This is a genomic window from Pedobacter sp. NO84 (genome assembly GCF_059703915.1).
Genome location: NZ_AP046575.1, coordinates 1,990,942 through 2,008,986, shown reverse-complemented (window position 1 = coordinate 2,008,986; position 18,045 = coordinate 1,990,942). Strand labels below are relative to the sequence as shown.

Below are 18,045 nucleotides of genomic sequence, written 5' to 3'. Positions count from 1 at the left end.
CCTCGCAAAGGTGGCAGCCTAAGACAAAACCTCTTTCAGCTTTGCGGTCTGGTAATCAGCTAACTTTTGAAGCGGACCAGAGGCCAACATTTTCATCATCATATTTAAATCAGCAGAAATAATGTGTTTAGCTATGGTTCCTCCATTTTCTGATGGCGTAACTGTCCATTTTAATTCAACATCAAATGGCGGCTTTTCTGTAGGAATGGCAATAATTTCACTATTAGGAACCCTGCTCGAAATTTTAATAGCCAATTTTGCCATGTTCTGTATGGTAAAACTCGCTTCATCCTGTGTTGATGACCAATTGTAAATATTTTCGGGCATTAAATGTTGATGATTATTAAGATCTTCAAGGTAATTATAAACTTTATCTATAGGTAAATTAAGTTCAACAGCACTTTCTATAATGGTCATATTAGCGTTATTAAATGGTAGGATAATGAGATTAAATGTAAGTTAGCTTTTATTTTGCACTTACAGCTACACTTTCGCCCCATGCGGCAGGGTTTTCACGCCACTTGTTCAATAAATTAATGTCATTTTGGGCAATAAAACTATGTTCTGCAGCATAATTAATTAGTGCAGGATAATTAGATAACGTAGAATAGCGACATTTAGCGCTTGCGAAATTTTCTTCGGCTTGATCAAATCCGTAAGTGAAGATGGCTACTAGGCCTGCCACAGATAAACCTGCCGCACGTAGCGCCTCAACTGCCTGTAAACTGCTTTTGCCAGTAGAAATTAGATCTTCGATTACAACAACACGTTGACCTTCAATTAGCTCCCCCTCGATTAAACTTCCTGTACCATGCTCTTTAGCCTTAGATCTTACATAAATAAAAGGTAAGCCAAGTTCCTGGGCTACTAATACGCCCTGTGGAATTCCAGCTGTAGCGACGCCAGCAATTACATCAACTGCTCCAAATTCTTCTTGGATAAGCTGGGCTAATTTTTGACGGATATAGGTTCTAACTGGAGGATGCGACAACGTAATGCGATTATCGCAATAGATTGGAGATTTCCAGCCTGATGCCCAAGTAAATGGATTGTTAGGTTGTAGTTTAACGGCCTTAATCTGTAATAAAAACTCTGCTACCTTTAATTCAATATCACTTTTATTGTACATGCTCCAAAATTAATGATTTATATTTAGGAAAGTGGCTTCTTTGTAGGTTTAAGCACATTAAAAAAATCTCCAAGTTTCAACCTATTGATAATGAACAGATTGATTTGCTAACATTTTACCAAAACAGTTTAAATCTATTATAAAGGTATTATAAACCTAATTTTATAACCAGTTGAGGTATGGATTTCATGTTTTTTTTGATACTTTTAAAATCTATGGTTGAAAAAAAAACCAAACAAAAAAGATAGCGGACTTATTTTACTAATGCCAGCTATTTGCAACCAACCTAATATGAAAAACTATCGAATTTATATCCATAACCAAACCTTGCTCATAACCAAAAGTTTACCCAAGCAAACTGATAAGGTATATCAGCTGGATTCTGCTGATTTCGATTTTCTTGAATTTTATAAAAACTTAAAGAAAGGAAACAAAAAAGAATATGTATTAACCACAAAAACACCTAAAGAGCTGTTTAAAGCAATTAAAAAGAAGTTAACCATAATTAAAGCGGCAGGTGGATTGGTGGAGAATGCCAGGGGCGAGTTTCTGTTTATTTTTAGGAATAAAAAATGGGATCTACCAAAAGGAAAAGTAGAAAAAGATGAGCGCTTAAAAGATACTGCGATAAGAGAAGTGGAAGAGGAGTGTGGCGTTAAAATTGAAAAACGAGATAAATGCCTTTGCAAGACCTATCATATTTACGAGCTTAATGGAAAGATTATCCTTAAAAAAACCAACTGGTATAAGATGTTTGTAAAAGGTGTTCCAAAACTCATCCCTCAGAAGGAAGAGGGCATTACCACCGCATCATGGGTTGGCCCATCGAGGATTAAAGCCAAAATCAAAAATACCTATCCCTTGATTTTAGATGTGTTGGAGGCTGAAGAGTTGATGTGATAATCAGGGAATTAGCTAGTTACAGAAACTGAATCACTTCTTTCGGTACAAACGGACTAACATCTCCATTATTTCTTAAAATATCACGAACAATAGTAGAACTGATGGCCGAATATTCTGGTTTGCTTAACAATAGAATGGTTTCTACATCGGGCATCATGGTTTGATTAATCTGTGCGATTGCCCTTTCATACTCAAAATCCGACGCAGAGCGGATGCCGCGAACCATATACTTTGCATTTATCTTTCTACAAAAATCCACTGTCAACCCTTCATATAATTGAACATCAACGTTTGAAAATGACGCAAAAATGGTTTGTACAATTTCTTCTCTTTTATCGGCAGAAAGAAAATTTTGCTTCGAACTGTTTAACCCAATTCCTACTATAACCTGATCAAATAAAGGTAATGCCCGTTTCAAAATATCAACGTGGGCAATGGTGATCGGATCAAATGAACCAGGAAATAGAGCAATCTTCATAGTCAAATGTAGTTAATTTATATTTTACCACCTAAGAGTGCTAAGAAACCTAAGTCTCTGCTTTAGGTGTGTTCCTTAGATGCCTTAGCAATCTAAGGTGGTTAAACCTTCTCGAAGAAACTAAAAGACGAGTTCCCATACTTTCGCACCTCGGTAAATCCTGGCAATTGATTTAGCTTTAACATGGGTGGATGTTCTACAATTAAAGTTCCATTATCACTTAAGAGGTTATTTTGCATCACCAGTTGGGGAATTAACGGAATATTAGGCAAATCATAGGGCGGATCTGCAAAAATGAGCTGATACTGATTGGTATCTTGGGCCAAAAACTTAAAAGTATCTGCTTTCTGAGGATCAATTTGGGTTAAATCGTACTGTTCTACTACAGATTTAAGCCAAAAAACGCAGCCTGCATGTTTATCAACCGAAGTAACGTGTTTAATTCCGCGTGATGCAAATTCGATGCTAATGCTTCCAGTTCCACTGAAAAGATCTAGAACGTTGCAATTTTCAAAATCGTAGGTATTGTAAAGAATGTTAAACAACGCTTCTTTCGCCATATCAGTTGTGGGTCTGACCGGTAGGCGGGCAGGTGCATTAAATACTTTTCCCTTTAATTTTCCGCCGATTATACGCATTGATTAAGTGCTAGTAAGCTGCTATAATAATGCGCGGGCATATCATTTAAAACTTCTTGGTTAAGTTTATCATCGATAACGGTGAATGTGATTTCGTTAAAATACTTCTTCAGGCACTGGTATTTTTCATCACCTTCGTGAATAATTCCGCTCAAAAACACCTTCGTTTCGTTTGAGTTTATGTCTAATTGGCTTATGGCCAACAAAATGTAATAATTAAATTCTTCAGTAGTTGTAATTTCAAAGACCTGTTGAAATTGAATTTTATTGCTTTTTACATAAAGGATATTCAAGGCGCTAACCGTAAGATCTAAAATCAGTGCATCTCCTTTAGTATTTTCTGCAAAAGAAAGTAGCCCCGCTAATTCTTGATATTTTTTGCTCTCTGGTAGTTGGGCTTCAAGAATTTCTTCAGTTGATTTTGGCAAAGAAAATACAGTTGTAAAACCAAAATGGTCTTGTACTTGGGCATATACATTCTCATTTTCTAAGGCCGTAAAATATTGGGCATGGGCCGATAAATCATTCTCGCTGTAGAAATCATTAGGGATAGCGATGGTATTTGAGGTATTTAAAGCAATTTTTACTTCCCGATAGGGTAGGTTAAGATAAGGATCAAATTTTAATCTTTCGGCAAATTTTTGGGCAACATCTTTGCATTCCTGCTCATCAAAAACAGCGGTTACTTTTTTTGCTTCATGATTAATAATGGCGTATGATAAACTATCCAGACCAACTTTGATCAATAAATTACAAGAGAATGCGGTATCTGGATCAAATGTAGGATCTATAAGTAAAATAGCGTTGCTGTTGTTCATGTGTTAGCAAAAATAACTTTTTTCTATAACATTACCATCGCATCTTTGCTAAATGGATAAAACCAACCTGATTGCCCAATCCTATCCCTTCGAACCTACAGCAGAACAACTGGTTTTTTGCAAGCAAGCAACAACCTTTTTACGACAGCAGGATACCAAAAAATGTTTCGTTTTAAGAGGATATGCGGGTACCGGTAAAACTACATCCATAGCAGCTCTGGTTAAAGCGCTTCCCCACTTTAGGTTAAGAGTTGCTTTGTTAGCACCAACAGGAAGAGCGGCAAAGGTGATCAGTAACTATACCAATAAAAGAGCACTAACTATCCACAAGAAAATTTATAGAAGAAAAAGTGCGGTGGCTACAGAGATGGCTTTTCAATTGGCGCCCAACCTGGCAGAACATACCTTATTTATCGTTGATGAGGCCTCGATGATAGCCGATGAATGGAATCCCCAGAGTGGCTCTTCTTTTTTAAAAGATCTGATCGAATTTGTATATCAGCTTGCACCAAATGGAATGGACAAAAATTGTTCCTTATTGTTTGTTGGGGATACCGCTCAATTGCCCCCGGTTGGCAGTACGGAAAGTCCGGCGCTGAACGAAAAATACTTAACAGACAACTTCGGATTAAAAGTAACAGCCGTTGAGTTAAAAGAAGTAGTCAGGCAAGAAAAAAAATCAGGAATTTTAGCTAATGCAACGATATTGCGGAACTTGATTAATACCTACGAAGACCAACAAAAGGTGATGCCAAAGTTTATCACCAAAAGCTACAAAGATATTTTTAGCATGACGGGCGTTAAATTGGTTGAGGGGCTGGAATATGCCTATAGTAAATTTGGAATAGAGAATGCGTTGGTAGTTTGTAGGTCTAATAAATCAGCCAATGTGTACAACAATCAAATCAGGGCTAGATTACTGTATCGGGATGAAGAGTTGAGTGGCGGAGATCAGATCATGGTGGTTCGGAACAATTATTTTTGGTTGCCTGATCATCCGGAGGCAGCATTTATAGCCAATGGCGATATGGCAAAGGTGGTGCGCGTGCGTAAAGAAGAAGAAAGATACGGACTGCGATTTGCAGAAGTTCAACTTGAGTTTCTAGATTTTTTAGATGCGGGAACGATTTCTTGTAAAATTATATTGGATACCTTGCAGGCCGAAACACCAAATCTCTCCTATGAAAAAAATAAACAGCTTTTCGATGGGTTAATGGAAGATTATAATCACCTGCCCAGTAAGCGCGAAAAAATGCAGGCGATAAAAGAAGACCCTTATTACAATGCACTTCAAATCAAATTTGCATATGCTGTAACCTGCCATAAAGCACAAGGTGGACAATGGGATGCTGTTTTTGTAGATCAGGGCTATTTAACCGATGATATGGTGGATCTTGATTTTTTAAGATGGCTATATACCGCATTAACCAGGGCCAAAAAAGTGTTATTTCTAGTTAACTTTTCTCAAAATTTGTTTGCTACGCAGCAAGACTTAACCTAAACTTACGAAGTCTTAACACGCAAAAAAAAAATGTCTCAACAACTGTCGAGACATTTTCTGCATCAAATAAATAAATAAAAAAAATACTTACTTATCCAACAACTCTTACGTTTTCCGCTTCTGGACCTTTTTTTCCTTCTTTCACTTCATACTCAACTGTTTGTCCTTCTTGCAAAGATCTTACAGAACCACCCAATGCTGAGTGATGGCAGAATATATCTTTACCGCCTTCTTCCGGGGTTATAAAACCAAATCCTTTAGAATCATTGAACCATTTTACTGTACCTGTCATAACTTCTTTTTTATTAAATTAAAAAGTGAAGATAACAATTTCAATACAAAAGCTTAAATTATTTTTATACAATTACAAATTTTAACCAAAAAACCCGCAATAAAGTATGCTTTGGGCATTTATCGAGAAGAAATTTTTTACATTTAGCTTATAAAAACGCAAAAAGGTGTAGCCCTTACAAGCTACACCTCACAAAAAAACTCCCTTAAGTAGATTCTACTCATCTATAAATACGTTTGAAAAGACAAAAGGTTTGCTAAATTTTAAAATATTTTTACACTATTAATTAATCCGCTAAGTGATCAACAACAATTTTAATGTCCTGATGCCCAATGGTAATAGCGCGTTCTTTGTAAAGGCCGCCGATTGCTTTTTTGAAAGCGCTCTTGCTGATCTGGAAGCGCTCATAAATTTCTTCTGGTGTACTTTTGTCGCCAAGTGAAATTTGCCCCCCATTTTCTCTAAGTTCTTTTAAGATCACCTCTTTGGTATCCAAGATATGGCTGTATCCCAATGGCTGTAAACTCAAATCGATTTTACCTTCTATTCGTACTTTTTTAATCCATCCCTTTCTCTTTTCGCCGGCCTGTAAATTAGAAAATAGCTCATTATGGTAAAGTAAGCCGATATATCTATTGTTAATGATAGCGTTAAAACCAAGATCTGTTTTTTCACTGATCAATAAACCCACTTCATCGCCCTCATCAAAATCAAAATCATCTTCTTCTATGAATCTATCCAGTCTGGATGAAGCCAACATCCGTTGATTGCTTTCGTCTAAATAAACATAAACCACATAGCTTTCTCCCTTGTGCATTGGTCTTTTTTGCTCGCGAGTGGGTACGTAAACGTCCTTTCCAATCCCAAGATCCAGATAGGCACCATCATCTGTAGCATCAACTACTGTTAAAAATGCAAAATCACCTACTTCGGCACGGGCATGTTGCGTGGTTGCAATGGTGTTTCCATCCTTATTAACAAAAACGAAAACACGAATATCATCACCTAGTTCAAGGCCCTGTGGAACATCCATATAAGGCAATAAAATCTCTCTATCCCCATCTGATAAACTTAAACCATCACTGTTTTTAGCCGCAACCCTCAGCTCGTTATATTTTCCTACTGTTATCATTTTTTTTTAGCTACAAGCTAAAAGCCGAGAGACCAAAGCTGCTTTAAGCTTTAATCTTTAACCTTTAGTTTAATACGTTAAGCTATTTTCTCCAATAGCTGTTATTGGTGCAAAGATAGGTATAAGTTTGGAGTTTGGAGTTTTGAGTAAACCCAACTCCCAACTCCTAACTCCGTCCCGGTTCGTAATGTAGTCCTGGAGAAAGCCAATACAATAAAACTATTCTCGAATAACGATAATTGAAAGGAGAAAACAATAAGCTGGCCCCAAATAAGATGCTCACAAAATACCATAGGTTCTCGTATTCCAATGTAAGCCCACAAATATAGGCTGCTATACTTACGGCAATCATTTCCACTATATTCATAGCATAGCTAACAAACATGGCAACGTAAAAATAGCCAGGTTCACGTTCAAATTTAAGATTGCAATGTGGACAATATTCGTTCATTTTCTGGATTTTAAGTCCGTAGGTGGCACCGACAAATACTTTTCCTACTCGGCAACGTGGGCATTTGGCATTGGTAAACGCATGCCACTGCGAAATATGTAAGGCGTTATTCTCTTTAGTTGATTGCATGTGTATTAGTGTTTAATTTTCTGAATTTTTCTGGTGTTACCCCTGCATATTTTTTAAAGAATTTGATAAAATAAGATTGATCATCAAAGTTTAATTGAGCACCAATTTCGGATACTAGTAAATCTACATTGATCAGCAGGCGTTTGGCTTCTAAAATTACCCTATCTCTAATTAAAGAACCCGCAGAGGCACCCAAAAAATCATTGCAAAGTGCATTTAAATGGTTTGGGGTAATGTACAATAACTCCGCATACTGTTTTGGTAACCTTAAATGCATGTAATTTGTTTCTATTAAATTTTGAAAACTCCTTAACAGGGTACGGTTGTATGAATTTTTGATAGGGATTTGGGCTTCGTCTGAAATCCTACTTATTTCTATGAACAATTTTAACAATAAGGTTTTAACCAGATCATCATTGATCAATGGATTGCGTTGGCCCTCATGAAGCATTTCTTCGAAAATTGCACTAATTTTTTGCTGCAAGGAAGATGGAAGGTCAATCACTTGTTGGTCTGGTTGCCCACTAAAAAAACTGAAACGCTCCAGATAGTCGGCCTTCAATAGAAAGGAATGTAAATAATCTATAGAAAAGTTGATCAGATAACCATCTGGCTCAGTAGTAAAGTTCCAACTATGTACCTGGCCAGGCACCATGAAATAAATGAGCCCCGGTTTAACCTCAAATTTTTTAAAATCGATGTGCTGGTTTCCACTACCGGCCGTAAAAAACACCAAATGGTAAAAAGAATGCCTATGTGCCGAATGTAAGTGGTGATGTTGTTGTGCATAAGACCCAAATCTGCTTACCAAAATACCTTCATTTTTATAAGAAGCAAGGTTTTCTATGGCATAAACGGGAATGTTCGTTTTCATATTACAAAGGTACAGGAAAGCTTCCTAATCCAATGGTATTATGTTGGGATTAAATGGTACTTTTTACTGATGTTCTGGTCCCGATAGCTATCGGGATTTAATCTGGCCCAAGAGATCCTGGCCAGGAGATCCTGTACCCAAGGAAGATAATATGTAAGACAAGATTACATCCCGATTTTATCGGAACTCGACTAACCATTAAATAGCAATCATTTTTTGCGGAAATTGATTACTGTGCGATAAAATCATGTTCATGATATAATCGTTAGAAGGATAGGGGGTAATGGTAGATTTTAAGGTTTCCAAATCGTTGATATCCGTATAGTGAGAAATATATCCCATGCCATAAAATTTACCTTTTTCTACCCATAGACAACTTTTTTCATCATCGACCCTGCCATTATCTAATAAAGCAAATGATGGCAATAAACTTTCTAGTTGTTTAATCGCTTGGTGTACACGATAATTATAATCTTCGGCACTTTCCTCGCCAATGCAGGCCCCAAGGCAACTTGAGGATTCATGGCCTGTGCAAGCTGCTGGTGTTGACTGGATAAAACATAATTTTTCGCACAGCTGATGTTGGGCTATAAGATCCCTCAATAGTTGATGCCCATCCAACAAATGATTGAAACTATAAAGAACTGCACCATTTTTCCGGTATTTATCAATTCCCAATCGGATATAGCCTTTCTGGTCTTCAAAATGGTATAGGGAATATTTCTGTTCAAAGCGTTTCATGGCCCTATTGTTTTCTGGCCAAAGTTTTTTAATTTCTGTGGCTTCCAAAATAAAGGCCATCAACTCTGTTCCGCACAGCTCGAAATCTATACTATGGATACTTTTTAAGAAATTTTGACGCTGTTGGCTAACGTTATGTCCACTAAAGTGAGTGCTTACCCTTTTTTTAAGCTCTTTAGCTTTGCCTACATAAATTACCTTTCCTTTTTCGTTCTTAAAGTAGTAAACACCGGTTGAATTGGGTAACTTATCTATTTCTGAGCGATGTAAATTGGGCGGCAAGGTCTGTTCTTTCGAAGTTTTTTGAAAGGTACCCGGAATTAAACCATCTGTATCTTTCTCGATTAATAGACCCAAAATAACGGCAGTTGCGGCAGCATCGCCTCCGGCCCGGTGCCTATTGTTTATTGGGACAGACAATGCCGTACAAAGTTTACCTAAGCTGTAGGAAGCCAAACCTGGGAACAATTTTCTGCTCAAACGCACGGTACATAGTTTTTTGCAGGATAAGGAATAGCCACAGGCTTCTAAATGATGCCTGATAAAAGAATGGTCGAAATTAACATTATGAGCTACAAATACCTTATCGTGTAACAACTGGTAGATTTTATCGGCAACCTCATTAAAAGAAGGGGCTCCGGCTACAAGCTCATCGTTTATACCAGTTAAAGCCTGAATATGAAAAGGGATAGGTTGTTGAGGATTAATTAATGTTTCATACCGCTCAATCACGTTCACTCCATCATGAACATGAATGGCTACTTCTGTAATACCATGCGCAGCGGCATAGCCTCCAGTGGTTTCGATATCAACAACAGCATATAACATAAGCAAATATATACTAAAAAAATTAGTAAAGAAAAAAAGTTTAGCGATAAGCGTTTTGCGATAAGCGAACCCACCGCTTTACGCTTAACCCCAAACGCTCCACTTAAAAAATATTTCTTCGAATGTAATAAACATACCATTCTAACGTCTATATATATGAGAGCGTTAATTTAGATGACGGGGATAGGGCTTAGGCTTTATCCCCGTCTCTTTTTTAAGGGGATTACACAGATTATGTAGATTACACAGATCTAGGCGATAAGCGAACCAAACCGCCTTTGCCACCTGCTATTCGCAAAACGCCAAAATGCTCCAGGCCCTTAGCTAAGCCTTCTTTCTAAAATAGAAATAGCAAAGTGCCATTAAGCAGCAAACACCCAATAGAAATCCTCCTAGCGTATCTGTAAACCAATGTGCCCCTAGATAAATTCTGGAGAATGGAATGGTAACGATATAAAATGCAGAAATGTAAGTTACTATATTTTTGGTGCGTTTTGGAATGCCTTTTATTGTTTGCATCAACACAATCATAAACCCAAAAAATAGGATATAGGATAGCACATGCCCACTGGGAAAGCTATTGTATCTATTGATTTCTACTAACCGTACATAAAATTGTGTAGGTCGGGGCCTATTAATCATGTTTTTAATGGCCAGAATAAGTAGTCCGGACAATAAGATGGAGGTAATAAAATACGCTTCACGTTTTAATTTATACTTAAAGAATATAAATGCAACTATAACTACCATGAGCAGCGAGTAGGGCAGTTCGCCGAAAAAGCTGATCCCCAACATGATCTTATCCAAAAAATCTGAATGGTAGGTCTGCACCAACAATGAAATTTTATGGTCGAGTACCGGAATAGGATGATAAACTACAAAAATGCCAAGGGCTAAAAAGCAGATTGCAAACGCAATGAAAATAAGGACGAGGAATTGATTTCTTTTGAGCATTTATCTTTATATTCATCGGATGACGTATATTCATCTGATGACTTATAGTCATCAGATGAATAAAGATAAACAATTTTAAAACGTTCCTACATGACAAAAAAATTATACCCCATTTTAAGTTTATTAGCTATCATCATCTTATTCTTGTCTTGTTCTCCTAAAATGAGTAGTACTGATGTTGCTAGCAGCGGTTTAAAAGTGATGACGTATAATATTCATCATGCCAACCCACCTTCAAAGCCAGGTCTTATTGATTTGGATGCCGTAGCCGAAGTAATCAAGAAACAACATCCCGACCTGGTTGGACTTCAGGAAGTGGATCGTTTTACGAAAAGATCTGGAAATATCGATGAAGCAAAGCTCTTAGCAGAAAAAACGGGCATGCATTTCGAGTTTTTTAAAGCCATAGACTATGATGGGGGCGATTATGGTGTAGCGATCTTAAGTAAATACCCAATTTCGAAGGCCACCCATTTGGCATTGCCCCAAGTAGCTAAAGGAGAGCCGAGAGTGCTTTCTTATGCTAGCATCCTACTCCCAAACAAAAGAACCATACTTTTTGCCAACACACATTTGGATGCCACAAGGCCAGATAGCAATCGCGTGGCGCAGATGCAAGCCATCCTTAGGGAATTGGAAACTACTACACAACCCATACTCTTAGTAGGCGATTTAAACTGCGAATCTAAGTCGAAACCTATTGATTTATTGGATAAGGAATTTAAACGTAGCTGTACAGCAAGTTGTGCCTATACCATCCCGCAAGATTTCCCAAAAAAGACTATCGACTATATCGCCCTAAAAAATGCAAACTGGAGGGTAACCGCCCATAATGTGATTGAAGAGACCTATGCGTCAGATCACAGGCCTGTGGTATCTACGTACCAATATAAGTAGGACTATCGGTTGATAATTTTCCGATTAACAAAAAATTGTTAGATTTAGTTAACCGTATCTAAAAAATTAAAACAACATATCAATAAGTATTAAAACAGTATTATGAACCGTAGAAGTCTGATCAAAAATTTAGGGGTTACTTTGGGTGCAGCAATTCTTGCACCAGAAGCCATTGCAAAGATTAGCGATGACACCTTTAGTTATAGCATTCCATCCAACCCAAAACACCTGCCATTTGCTAAAGCCGTAACTGCTATTACCTGTGGTGCGGGTAACAGGGGAAATGTGTATGGAGGTTTTGCTGCGGCAAATCCAGATCAGTTGGATATTATAGGAGTTGCAGAACCCATCCCTTTTCGGAACGATAAATACAGTAAAATACACAACATCCCTACAGAAAATCGATTTAATACTTGGGAAGATGTGTTTAAACGTCCAAAATTCGCAGATGCCGTAATCATTTCTATGCCAGATAACCTGCATTATCTGCCCTGCATGAAAGCGCTAGAAATGGGATACGATGTGTTATTAGAAAAACCTATTGCGCCAACCGAGAAAGAATGTCGAGCTATTTTAGCCATGGCAAAAAAGACAGGCCGAATAGTTGCCGTATGCCACGTATTGAGGTATGCCCCATATTTTGTTAAGATGAAACAATTGATAGCTGCAGGCGCAATTGGTCCGGTAATGAGCGTGCAGCATCTAGAGCCAATAGAGCATACCCATATGGCACATTCATATGTGAGAGGTAATTGGCATAATTCTAAAGAAACTACTCCCATACTTTTAGCTAAATCATGTCATGATCTGGATATTATCAAATGGGTAATTGATAAACCTAGCGAAGAAATAATTGCCATGGGCGATTTAAAATGGTTTAAGTTGGCGAATGCACCCGAAGGAAGCACAAATCGTTGCACCGATGGATGTAAAGTGGAAAGAGAATGTCCTTATTCGGCAATTAAAGAATATGTAGAACGAGGAAATAGAAATTCCGTTCTCGACATTCCTGCAGATGCGCCTGATAAGAAAGCCGTAATTATGGATCGCCTTAAAACCACTAATTATGGCCGGTGTGTGTATCGCATGGATAACGACCAACCTGATCATTACATTACGAGCATCCGTTTTAAAGATGGCATTACCGCAAATTTTTCAATGGAAGCCTTTGCTTCTTATGCCGGTAGGCGAACTCGGGTATTTGGTGCCATGGGCGATATGGTTGGTGATATGACCGAACTGGTGGTAAATAATTTTAAAACGGGTAAATCTGTGACGCTAAAACCCATTGCTGAAGATGTAGATGGTTATAAAAATAGTGGGCACGGAGGTGGAGATTGGTTATTGGCTAAAGATTTTGTTCAGGCGGTTGCACATCAGGATGCAAAAATGCTCACTTCTACAATCGATGAATCTATAGAAAGCCATTTGATGGGTTTTATGGCCGAGAAAAGTAGGAAGACCAAAAAAGTTACATCCATTATTGTATAATTTAGATATGTTTATAACCTTGAACAAGTTTAATCTAATTATCCCGTATTAAATGAATCTACAACCCGAAACTTTCCACAATAAATATATCATTGGAATTTCTTTTATATCAGCATTGGGTGGGTATCTGTTCGGGTTCGACTTTGCCGTAATTTCTGGGGCCCTCCCTTTTTTAAAAACTGCCTATCAGTTAACTGCAATTGGAGAAGGCTTTTTAACAGCCTCATTGGCCTTAGGCTGTATTATAGGTTGTTTAATGGCAGGACGATTAACGGATAAATATGGCAGAAGGCCCGGATTGATGTTAGCGGCAATTATCTTTGCCATATCTTCTCTTGGGATTGCCTTGTCGCCAAATTTTAGTTTCTTTATTGTGATGCGCCTGGCTGCTGGTATCGGTGTTGGCATGGCCTCCATGGTGTGTCCGATGTATATTGCCGAAATCTCTCCATCAAAAGTAAGAGGGCGTAATGTTGCCATTAACCAGCTAACCGTTGTAATTGGAATTTTGGTTACCAATTTGGTTAATTATTCATTAGCTGATCATGGGCCCGAAGCATGGCGATGGATGTTTGGTTTAGGCACTATCCCTTCCCTTGTATTTTTAATTGGAGTAGTTTTTTTGCCAGAAAGTCCGCGGTGGTTATTAAAAGAAGGAAAAACAGAGAAAGCCCAGGCTGTTTTAACCAAAATTGGTTCTATAACATTTGTAGAAAATACGATGTCGGCCATCAATAAATCTTTGGTCGGCATTCAAAAGCAAAGCTATAAAGCAGTATTTGCCAAGGGCGTAAGGCCAGCAGTAGTGGTAGGCATTACATTAGCTGTATTTCAGCAGTTCTGTGGGATGAATGTGATTTTTAATTATACCTCCAGTATCTTCGAATCGGTTGGAGCAAACTTGGATCGCCAGTTGTTCGAAACCGTTTCAATTGGGATAGTTAATTTATTTTTTACCATCCTGGCTATGTTTATCGTTGATAAACTAGGCCGTCGCCCATTAATGCTTATTGGATCTTTGGGTTTGGCCATATTGCATATCACGTTGGCATTTATGTTGCAAAAAAGTTATCCAGCAGAGCTGATTTCTATTTGTGTATTGTTGGCAATTAGTGTTTATGCACTATCATTAGCACCTGTAACATGGGTATTGATCTCAGAAATTTTTCCCAACAAAATTCGTGGGGCCGCTTCTTCAGTAGCAGTGGTTTCGCTATGGATAGCCTATGCGATCCTTACCTTCACTTTCCCCATTTTAAAAGGAATGATGGGAACTTTTGGTCCGTTTTATCTATACTCGGGCATTTGCTTTTTAGGCTTCCTGTTTGTGTTAATGAAAGTAAAAGAAACAAAGGGCCAAACCTTAGAAGAATTAGAAGATAATTTAATCAGACACTAATCGTCAATAAAAAAAAATAAGCATTTCGAATGGAAAAGTCGTACGTAAACGTTTGGGAAGAACAGGTAATGATTCCTACCTATCAGATTGGTAAACCGGATCAAAATCCGATGTTCTTCGAGAAACGTATTTATCAGGGAAGTAGTGGTGCGGTTTATCCAAATCCAATTGTCGAAAAAATAGCAGATGAAAAGGAAGACAAAGCGTATAAAGGACTTTTCTTAGAAAACGAATACCTTAAAATTATGATCCTTCCCGAGCTTGGAGGCAGGGTTCAAATGGCTTATGATAAGATAAAGCAACGTCATTTTATCTATTACAACCAGGTGATCAAGCCTGCATTAGTAGGCTTAACCGGACCCTGGATTTCTGGAGGAATAGAATTTAATTGGCCCCAACACCATAGACCAAGTACTTTTAATGCGATCGATTATAAGATCGAGGAAAATGCAGATGGAAGTAAAACCGTATGGGTAAATGAGATAGAACAAATGTTTCATACTAAAGGGATGGCGGGTTTTACGCTGCATCCAGGAAAGGCCTACCTAGAAATTAAGGCTAAATTATACAACAGATCATTACTGCCACAAACCTTTTTGTGGTGGGCAAATCCGGCAGTTAAAGTAAACGATCATTACCAATCTGTATTTCCACCAGATGTTAATGCCGTTTTTGATCACGGGAAACGCGATGTCTCTACATTCCCCATCGCCACTGGCACCTATTATAAAGTTGATTATGCGCCTGGAACCGATATTTCTTGGTACAAAAATATCCCCGTTCCAACCTCTTATATGGCCATTAATTCTGAATATGATTTTGTTGGTGGATATGAGCATGATACACAGGGTGGAGTGCTGCATGTGGCCAATCACCATGTGTCGCCAGGTAAAAAGCAGTGGACTTGGGGGCATAGTGATTTCGGACAGGCCTGGGATCGCAATCTTACAGACGAAGATGGCCCTTATATTGAACTGATGACCGGTATGTTCACCGATAATCAGCCAGATTTTACGTGGTTATTGCCGAACGAGGAAAAATCTTTCACGCAATATTTTTTACCTTACAAAGAACTTGGGGTAGTAAAAAATGCCACAAAAGATATCTTATTAACCATTAATAAAATTGGCAACCAGATTATCCTTAAAATTTACGGAACATCTATCCAGTCAGACGTTAAAATTGAACTGAGCCATCAGGGAAAATTAATATTTAGTGATGTTGTTGAACTGGATCCTAAAGTAGTGTACGATAAAAATATAGCCGTAGACCTATCTTTAACTGAGGAAGAATTAGTGTTAACATTAAAGGATTCTAAGGGTAAAGAACTGATCAGCTATGCTCCGGCCTTAAATAAAAAGAATGCAATTCCAGAAGCTGCGAAACCGGCATTATCGCCCTCGGCAATTAAAAATAACGAACAATTATTTCTTACTGGGCAACATTTAGAACAATATCGTCATGCTACCTATAATCCTGTGCCTTATTATGAGCAGGCGTTGATAAATGATCCTGGCGATTTTCGTTGTAATAATGCATTAGGATTATGGTATTTAAGACGAGGACAATTTGCTAAGAGCGAGGCTTATTTTAGAACGGCGATCACTACAGGAACAGGTAGAAATCCAAATCCCTACGATACAGAACCTTATTATAATCTGGGTCTTTGCTGCAAATTTTTGGCTAAGGATGATGAGGCATATCAGGCCTTTTATAAGGCAACCTGGGGGAAGAGTTGGCAGGATAGTGGTTTTTTAGCAATTGCAGAAATAGACCTGTCGCGAGGCGATAACCAACTTGCCTTAGAACATTTAAATTTATCATTGGATAGGAACGCCAATAATAGCAAGGCCCACGCTCTAAAAGTTATTGCGCTCTATAAATTGGGCGAAGGTGAACAGGCTATAGAAGCTGCAAAGTTAGCTTTAACGAAAGATCCATTTAACTTGGGTGTACTTTTTGCATTGGCAAATTGCTATCGCCTACTGGGGGAAGAAAAATTAAGCGAAACTTCCCTTAAAGAAATGTTGGATCTATCTAGGGGCGACGCACAAAATTTTATTGCTTATGCGATAGATTTTGCCAACGCTGGATTGTACGAAGAGGCTATAGACCTGTTAAGTTGGGCCGTACAGCCCAAGGGCACAAATCCTATCGTATTTTATTGCTTAGCATCATTTTATGATAAATTGGGAGATAAAGACCAAGCCAAATCACAACTAAGCAACGCACAATTTGCCGATCCCTATCTGTGTTTTCCAAATCGACTAGAAGAAATTAATATATTGAAATGGGCAATTAGTGCAAATCCCACAGATGCGAAAGCACCCTATTATTTAGGGAATCTGTTTTACGATAAGCGCCAATATGAGGATGCCATTCAGTATTGGGAGCAGTCGGCCAATTTAGATAGTAATTTCCCAACATCTTTAAGAAACTTGGGCATTGCCTATTTTAATAAGTTAAATGAGCCACAAAAAGCATTGAAACACTTTGAGAATGCCTTTAGATTAGACCCAAGTGATGCACGGGTGTTGATGGAGCTGCACCAACTTTACAAACGATTAAACAAAACCCCCGAAGAGCGAAATCAGTTTCTTTTAAAGTATCTAAAAACGGCCTATCAGAGGGATGACGTGTACTTAGAGCACGTATCCATTGTCAATTTTTTGGGCAATTATGAAGATGCATTGGCTTTATTAACCAATCGCCAGTTTCACCCCTGGGAGGGAGGCGAAGGTAAGGCCTCCGGACAGTATGTGTACAGTTTGGTTCAATTGGCCAAACAGGCCATCAAACGCGGTGATTTTATGAAAGCCATTTATATCCTAGAAAGAGCCCAGCAATATCCACACAATCTTGGAGAAGGAAAACTATATGGCGCCCAAGAAAATGATATCTTTTATTGGCTAGGATGCGCCTATGAAGGCCTTAAGGACGAAGCAAATAAGCAATCCTACTTTGAAAAAGCTACGATCGGGTCGAGCGAGCCCTCAGCCGCTATGTTCTATAATGACCAACAGCCTGATCAGATTTTTTATCAAGGATTGGCCTGGAAAAAGCTGAACGAAAGCGAAAGAGCAAAAGAGATTTTCAATAATTTGCTTCAATATGGCAATGAGCACTTAAACGATGATATCAAGGTTGATTATTTTGCTGTTTCCCTACCCAATCTTTTGATATTTGAAGATGATCTAAACATTAGAAACCAGATCCACTGTTACTTTATGCAAGGATTGGGCTATTTGGGTTTAGAAAAAACCGAGAAAGCGAAAGAAGCGTTTCAACAGGTGCTAGCCTTAGATGCCGAACATCAAGGGGCGAAAAGCCACTTGGAGATGGTAACTGACTAGGATGCTAGGATCGACTAGAATTATCAGGATTATAGGA

At 38.2% G+C, this 18,045-nt stretch carries 17 protein-coding genes; 6 read left to right on the top strand and 11 right to left on the bottom strand.

Features of this window, described 5'->3' with window-relative positions; all coding sequences use genetic code 11:
• Positions 1-18: 18 nt before the first annotated feature.
• Both AC6H0V_RS08555 and pyrE read right to left on the bottom strand, forming a co-directional pair.
• Positions 19-417 (bottom strand): SRPBCC family protein, encoded by a 399-nt coding sequence (locus AC6H0V_RS08555; RefSeq protein WP_497563309.1) that lies wholly within the window; start codon positions 415-417, stop codon positions 19-21.
• A gap of 49 nt (positions 418-466) precedes the next feature.
• Positions 467-1,129 (bottom strand): orotate phosphoribosyltransferase, encoded by a 663-nt coding sequence (gene pyrE, locus AC6H0V_RS08550; protein ID WP_497563308.1) that lies wholly within the window; start codon positions 1,127-1,129, stop codon positions 467-469.
• A 291-nt stretch (positions 1,130-1,420) separates the two neighbouring features.
• Here pyrE and AC6H0V_RS08545 point away from each other — a divergent pair, with 291 nt between their 5' ends.
• The gene (locus AC6H0V_RS08545) at positions 1,421-2,029 is read left to right on the top strand and encodes an NUDIX hydrolase (RefSeq protein ID WP_497563307.1); all 609 of its coding nucleotides are present in this window, start codon (positions 1,421-1,423) and stop codon (positions 2,027-2,029) included.
• A gap of 19 nt (positions 2,030-2,048) precedes the next feature.
• Here the strand turns inward: AC6H0V_RS08545 and coaD are convergent, their stop codons facing one another.
• The 3 genes from coaD to AC6H0V_RS08530 form a co-directional block, all read right to left on the bottom strand.
• On the bottom strand, positions 2,049-2,510 hold the full coding sequence (gene coaD, locus AC6H0V_RS08540) for a pantetheine-phosphate adenylyltransferase (protein ID WP_497563306.1): 462 nt from the start codon (positions 2,508-2,510) through the stop codon (positions 2,049-2,051).
• Positions 2,511-2,611: 101 nt separating this feature from the next.
• Positions 2,612-3,148: an RsmD family RNA methyltransferase gene (locus tag AC6H0V_RS08535; RefSeq protein ID WP_497563305.1), complete on the bottom strand. Its 537-nt coding sequence runs from the start codon at positions 3,146-3,148 to the stop codon at positions 2,612-2,614.
• On the bottom strand, positions 3,139-3,966 hold the full coding sequence (locus tag AC6H0V_RS08530) for a DUF3822 family protein (RefSeq protein ID WP_497563304.1): 828 nt from the start codon (positions 3,964-3,966) through the stop codon (positions 3,139-3,141). Before AC6H0V_RS08530 ends, AC6H0V_RS08535 begins: the two co-directional genes overlap by 10 nt.
• A gap of 52 nt (positions 3,967-4,018) precedes the next feature.
• Here AC6H0V_RS08530 and AC6H0V_RS08525 point away from each other — a divergent pair, with 52 nt between their 5' ends.
• Positions 4,019-5,467: an ATP-dependent DNA helicase gene (locus AC6H0V_RS08525; RefSeq protein ID WP_497563303.1), complete on the top strand. Its 1,449-nt coding sequence runs from the start codon at positions 4,019-4,021 to the stop codon at positions 5,465-5,467.
• A gap of 91 nt (positions 5,468-5,558) precedes the next feature.
• On the opposite strand, the gene AC6H0V_RS08520 is transcribed toward AC6H0V_RS08525, so the two are convergent.
• The 6 genes from AC6H0V_RS08520 to AC6H0V_RS08495 form a co-directional block, all read right to left on the bottom strand.
• On the bottom strand, positions 5,559-5,759 hold the full coding sequence (locus tag AC6H0V_RS08520; protein WP_497563302.1) for a cold-shock protein: 201 nt from the start codon (positions 5,757-5,759) through the stop codon (positions 5,559-5,561).
• A gap of 286 nt (positions 5,760-6,045) precedes the next feature.
• Positions 6,046-6,891, bottom strand: a complete 846-nt coding sequence (locus AC6H0V_RS08515; RefSeq protein WP_497563301.1) for a CvfB family protein — start codon at positions 6,889-6,891, stop codon at positions 6,046-6,048.
• A 166-nt stretch (positions 6,892-7,057) separates the two neighbouring features.
• The gene (locus AC6H0V_RS08510; protein WP_497563300.1) at positions 7,058-7,471 is read right to left on the bottom strand and encodes a DUF983 domain-containing protein; all 414 of its coding nucleotides are present in this window, start codon (positions 7,469-7,471) and stop codon (positions 7,058-7,060) included.
• The gene (locus tag AC6H0V_RS08505) at positions 7,458-8,345 is read right to left on the bottom strand and encodes a helix-turn-helix domain-containing protein (protein ID WP_497563299.1); all 888 of its coding nucleotides are present in this window, start codon (positions 8,343-8,345) and stop codon (positions 7,458-7,460) included. The genes AC6H0V_RS08510 and AC6H0V_RS08505 overlap by 14 nt, the downstream gene beginning before the upstream one ends.
• A 198-nt stretch (positions 8,346-8,543) precedes the next feature.
• On the bottom strand, positions 8,544-9,914 hold the full coding sequence (locus AC6H0V_RS08500; protein ID WP_497563298.1) for an exonuclease domain-containing protein: 1,371 nt from the start codon (positions 9,912-9,914) through the stop codon (positions 8,544-8,546).
• A 324-nt stretch (positions 9,915-10,238) separates the two neighbouring features.
• Positions 10,239-10,868: a phosphatase PAP2 family protein gene (locus AC6H0V_RS08495; protein ID WP_497563297.1), complete on the bottom strand. Its 630-nt coding sequence runs from the start codon at positions 10,866-10,868 to the stop codon at positions 10,239-10,241.
• Positions 10,869-10,958: 90 nt separating this feature from the next.
• On the opposite strand from AC6H0V_RS08495, the gene AC6H0V_RS08490 reads away from it, so the two are divergent.
• The 4 genes from AC6H0V_RS08490 (at position 10,959) to AC6H0V_RS08475 (ending at position 18,008) form a co-directional block, all read left to right on the top strand.
• Entirely contained in the window at positions 10,959-11,765 is an 807-nt protein-coding gene (locus AC6H0V_RS08490) for an endonuclease/exonuclease/phosphatase family protein (RefSeq protein WP_497563296.1), read from the top strand.
• A gap of 102 nt (positions 11,766-11,867) precedes the next feature.
• Positions 11,868-13,256, top strand: a complete 1,389-nt coding sequence (locus AC6H0V_RS08485; protein ID WP_497563295.1) for a Gfo/Idh/MocA family protein — start codon at positions 11,868-11,870, stop codon at positions 13,254-13,256.
• Between the two features lie 52 nt (positions 13,257-13,308).
• Complete coding sequence (locus tag AC6H0V_RS08480; protein WP_497563294.1) at positions 13,309-14,655, top strand: sugar porter family MFS transporter; 1,347 nt, start codon at positions 13,309-13,311, stop codon at positions 14,653-14,655.
• 29 nt (positions 14,656-14,684) lie between these two features.
• Entirely contained in the window at positions 14,685-18,008 is a 3,324-nt protein-coding gene (locus tag AC6H0V_RS08475) for a tetratricopeptide repeat protein (RefSeq protein ID WP_497563293.1), read from the top strand.
• Positions 18,009-18,045: the final 37 nt, after the last annotated feature.

Excerpts from the sequence above, each read along its gene's own strand:
- AC6H0V_RS08500 (WP_497563298.1), bottom strand. The coding sequence starts at position 9,914 with ATGTTATATGCTGTTGTTGATATCGAAACCACTGGAGGCTATGCCGCT.
- AC6H0V_RS08515 (WP_497563301.1), bottom strand. The coding sequence starts at position 6,891 with ATGATAACAGTAGGAAAATATAACGAGCTGAGGGTTGCGGCTAAAAAC.
- AC6H0V_RS08475 (WP_497563293.1), top strand. The coding sequence starts at position 14,685 with ATGGAAAAGTCGTACGTAAACGTTTGGGAAGAACAGGTAATGATTCCT.
- AC6H0V_RS08535 (WP_497563305.1), bottom strand. The coding sequence starts at position 3,148 with ATGCGTATAATCGGCGGAAAATTAAAGGGAAAAGTATTTAATGCACCT.
- AC6H0V_RS08495 (WP_497563297.1), bottom strand. The coding sequence starts at position 10,868 with ATGCTCAAAAGAAATCAATTCCTCGTCCTTATTTTCATTGCGTTTGCA.
- AC6H0V_RS08530 (WP_497563304.1), bottom strand. The coding sequence starts at position 3,966 with ATGAACAACAGCAACGCTATTTTACTTATAGATCCTACATTTGATCCA.
- AC6H0V_RS08525 (WP_497563303.1), top strand. The coding sequence starts at position 4,019 with ATGGATAAAACCAACCTGATTGCCCAATCCTATCCCTTCGAACCTACA.
- AC6H0V_RS08490 (WP_497563296.1), top strand. The coding sequence starts at position 10,959 with ATGACAAAAAAATTATACCCCATTTTAAGTTTATTAGCTATCATCATC.
- AC6H0V_RS08480 (WP_497563294.1), top strand. The coding sequence starts at position 13,309 with ATGAATCTACAACCCGAAACTTTCCACAATAAATATATCATTGGAATT.
- AC6H0V_RS08545 (WP_497563307.1), top strand. The coding sequence starts at position 1,421 with ATGAAAAACTATCGAATTTATATCCATAACCAAACCTTGCTCATAACC.
- AC6H0V_RS08510 (WP_497563300.1), bottom strand. The coding sequence starts at position 7,471 with ATGCAATCAACTAAAGAGAATAACGCCTTACATATTTCGCAGTGGCAT.
- coaD (WP_497563306.1), bottom strand. The coding sequence starts at position 2,510 with ATGAAGATTGCTCTATTTCCTGGTTCATTTGATCCGATCACCATTGCC.
- AC6H0V_RS08485 (WP_497563295.1), top strand. The coding sequence starts at position 11,868 with ATGAACCGTAGAAGTCTGATCAAAAATTTAGGGGTTACTTTGGGTGCA.
- AC6H0V_RS08520 (WP_497563302.1), bottom strand. The coding sequence starts at position 5,759 with ATGACAGGTACAGTAAAATGGTTCAATGATTCTAAAGGATTTGGTTTT.
- AC6H0V_RS08555 (WP_497563309.1), bottom strand. The coding sequence starts at position 417 with ATGACCATTATAGAAAGTGCTGTTGAACTTAATTTACCTATAGATAAA.
- AC6H0V_RS08505 (WP_497563299.1), bottom strand. The coding sequence starts at position 8,345 with ATGAAAACGAACATTCCCGTTTATGCCATAGAAAACCTTGCTTCTTAT.
- pyrE (WP_497563308.1), bottom strand. The coding sequence starts at position 1,129 with ATGTACAATAAAAGTGATATTGAATTAAAGGTAGCAGAGTTTTTATTA.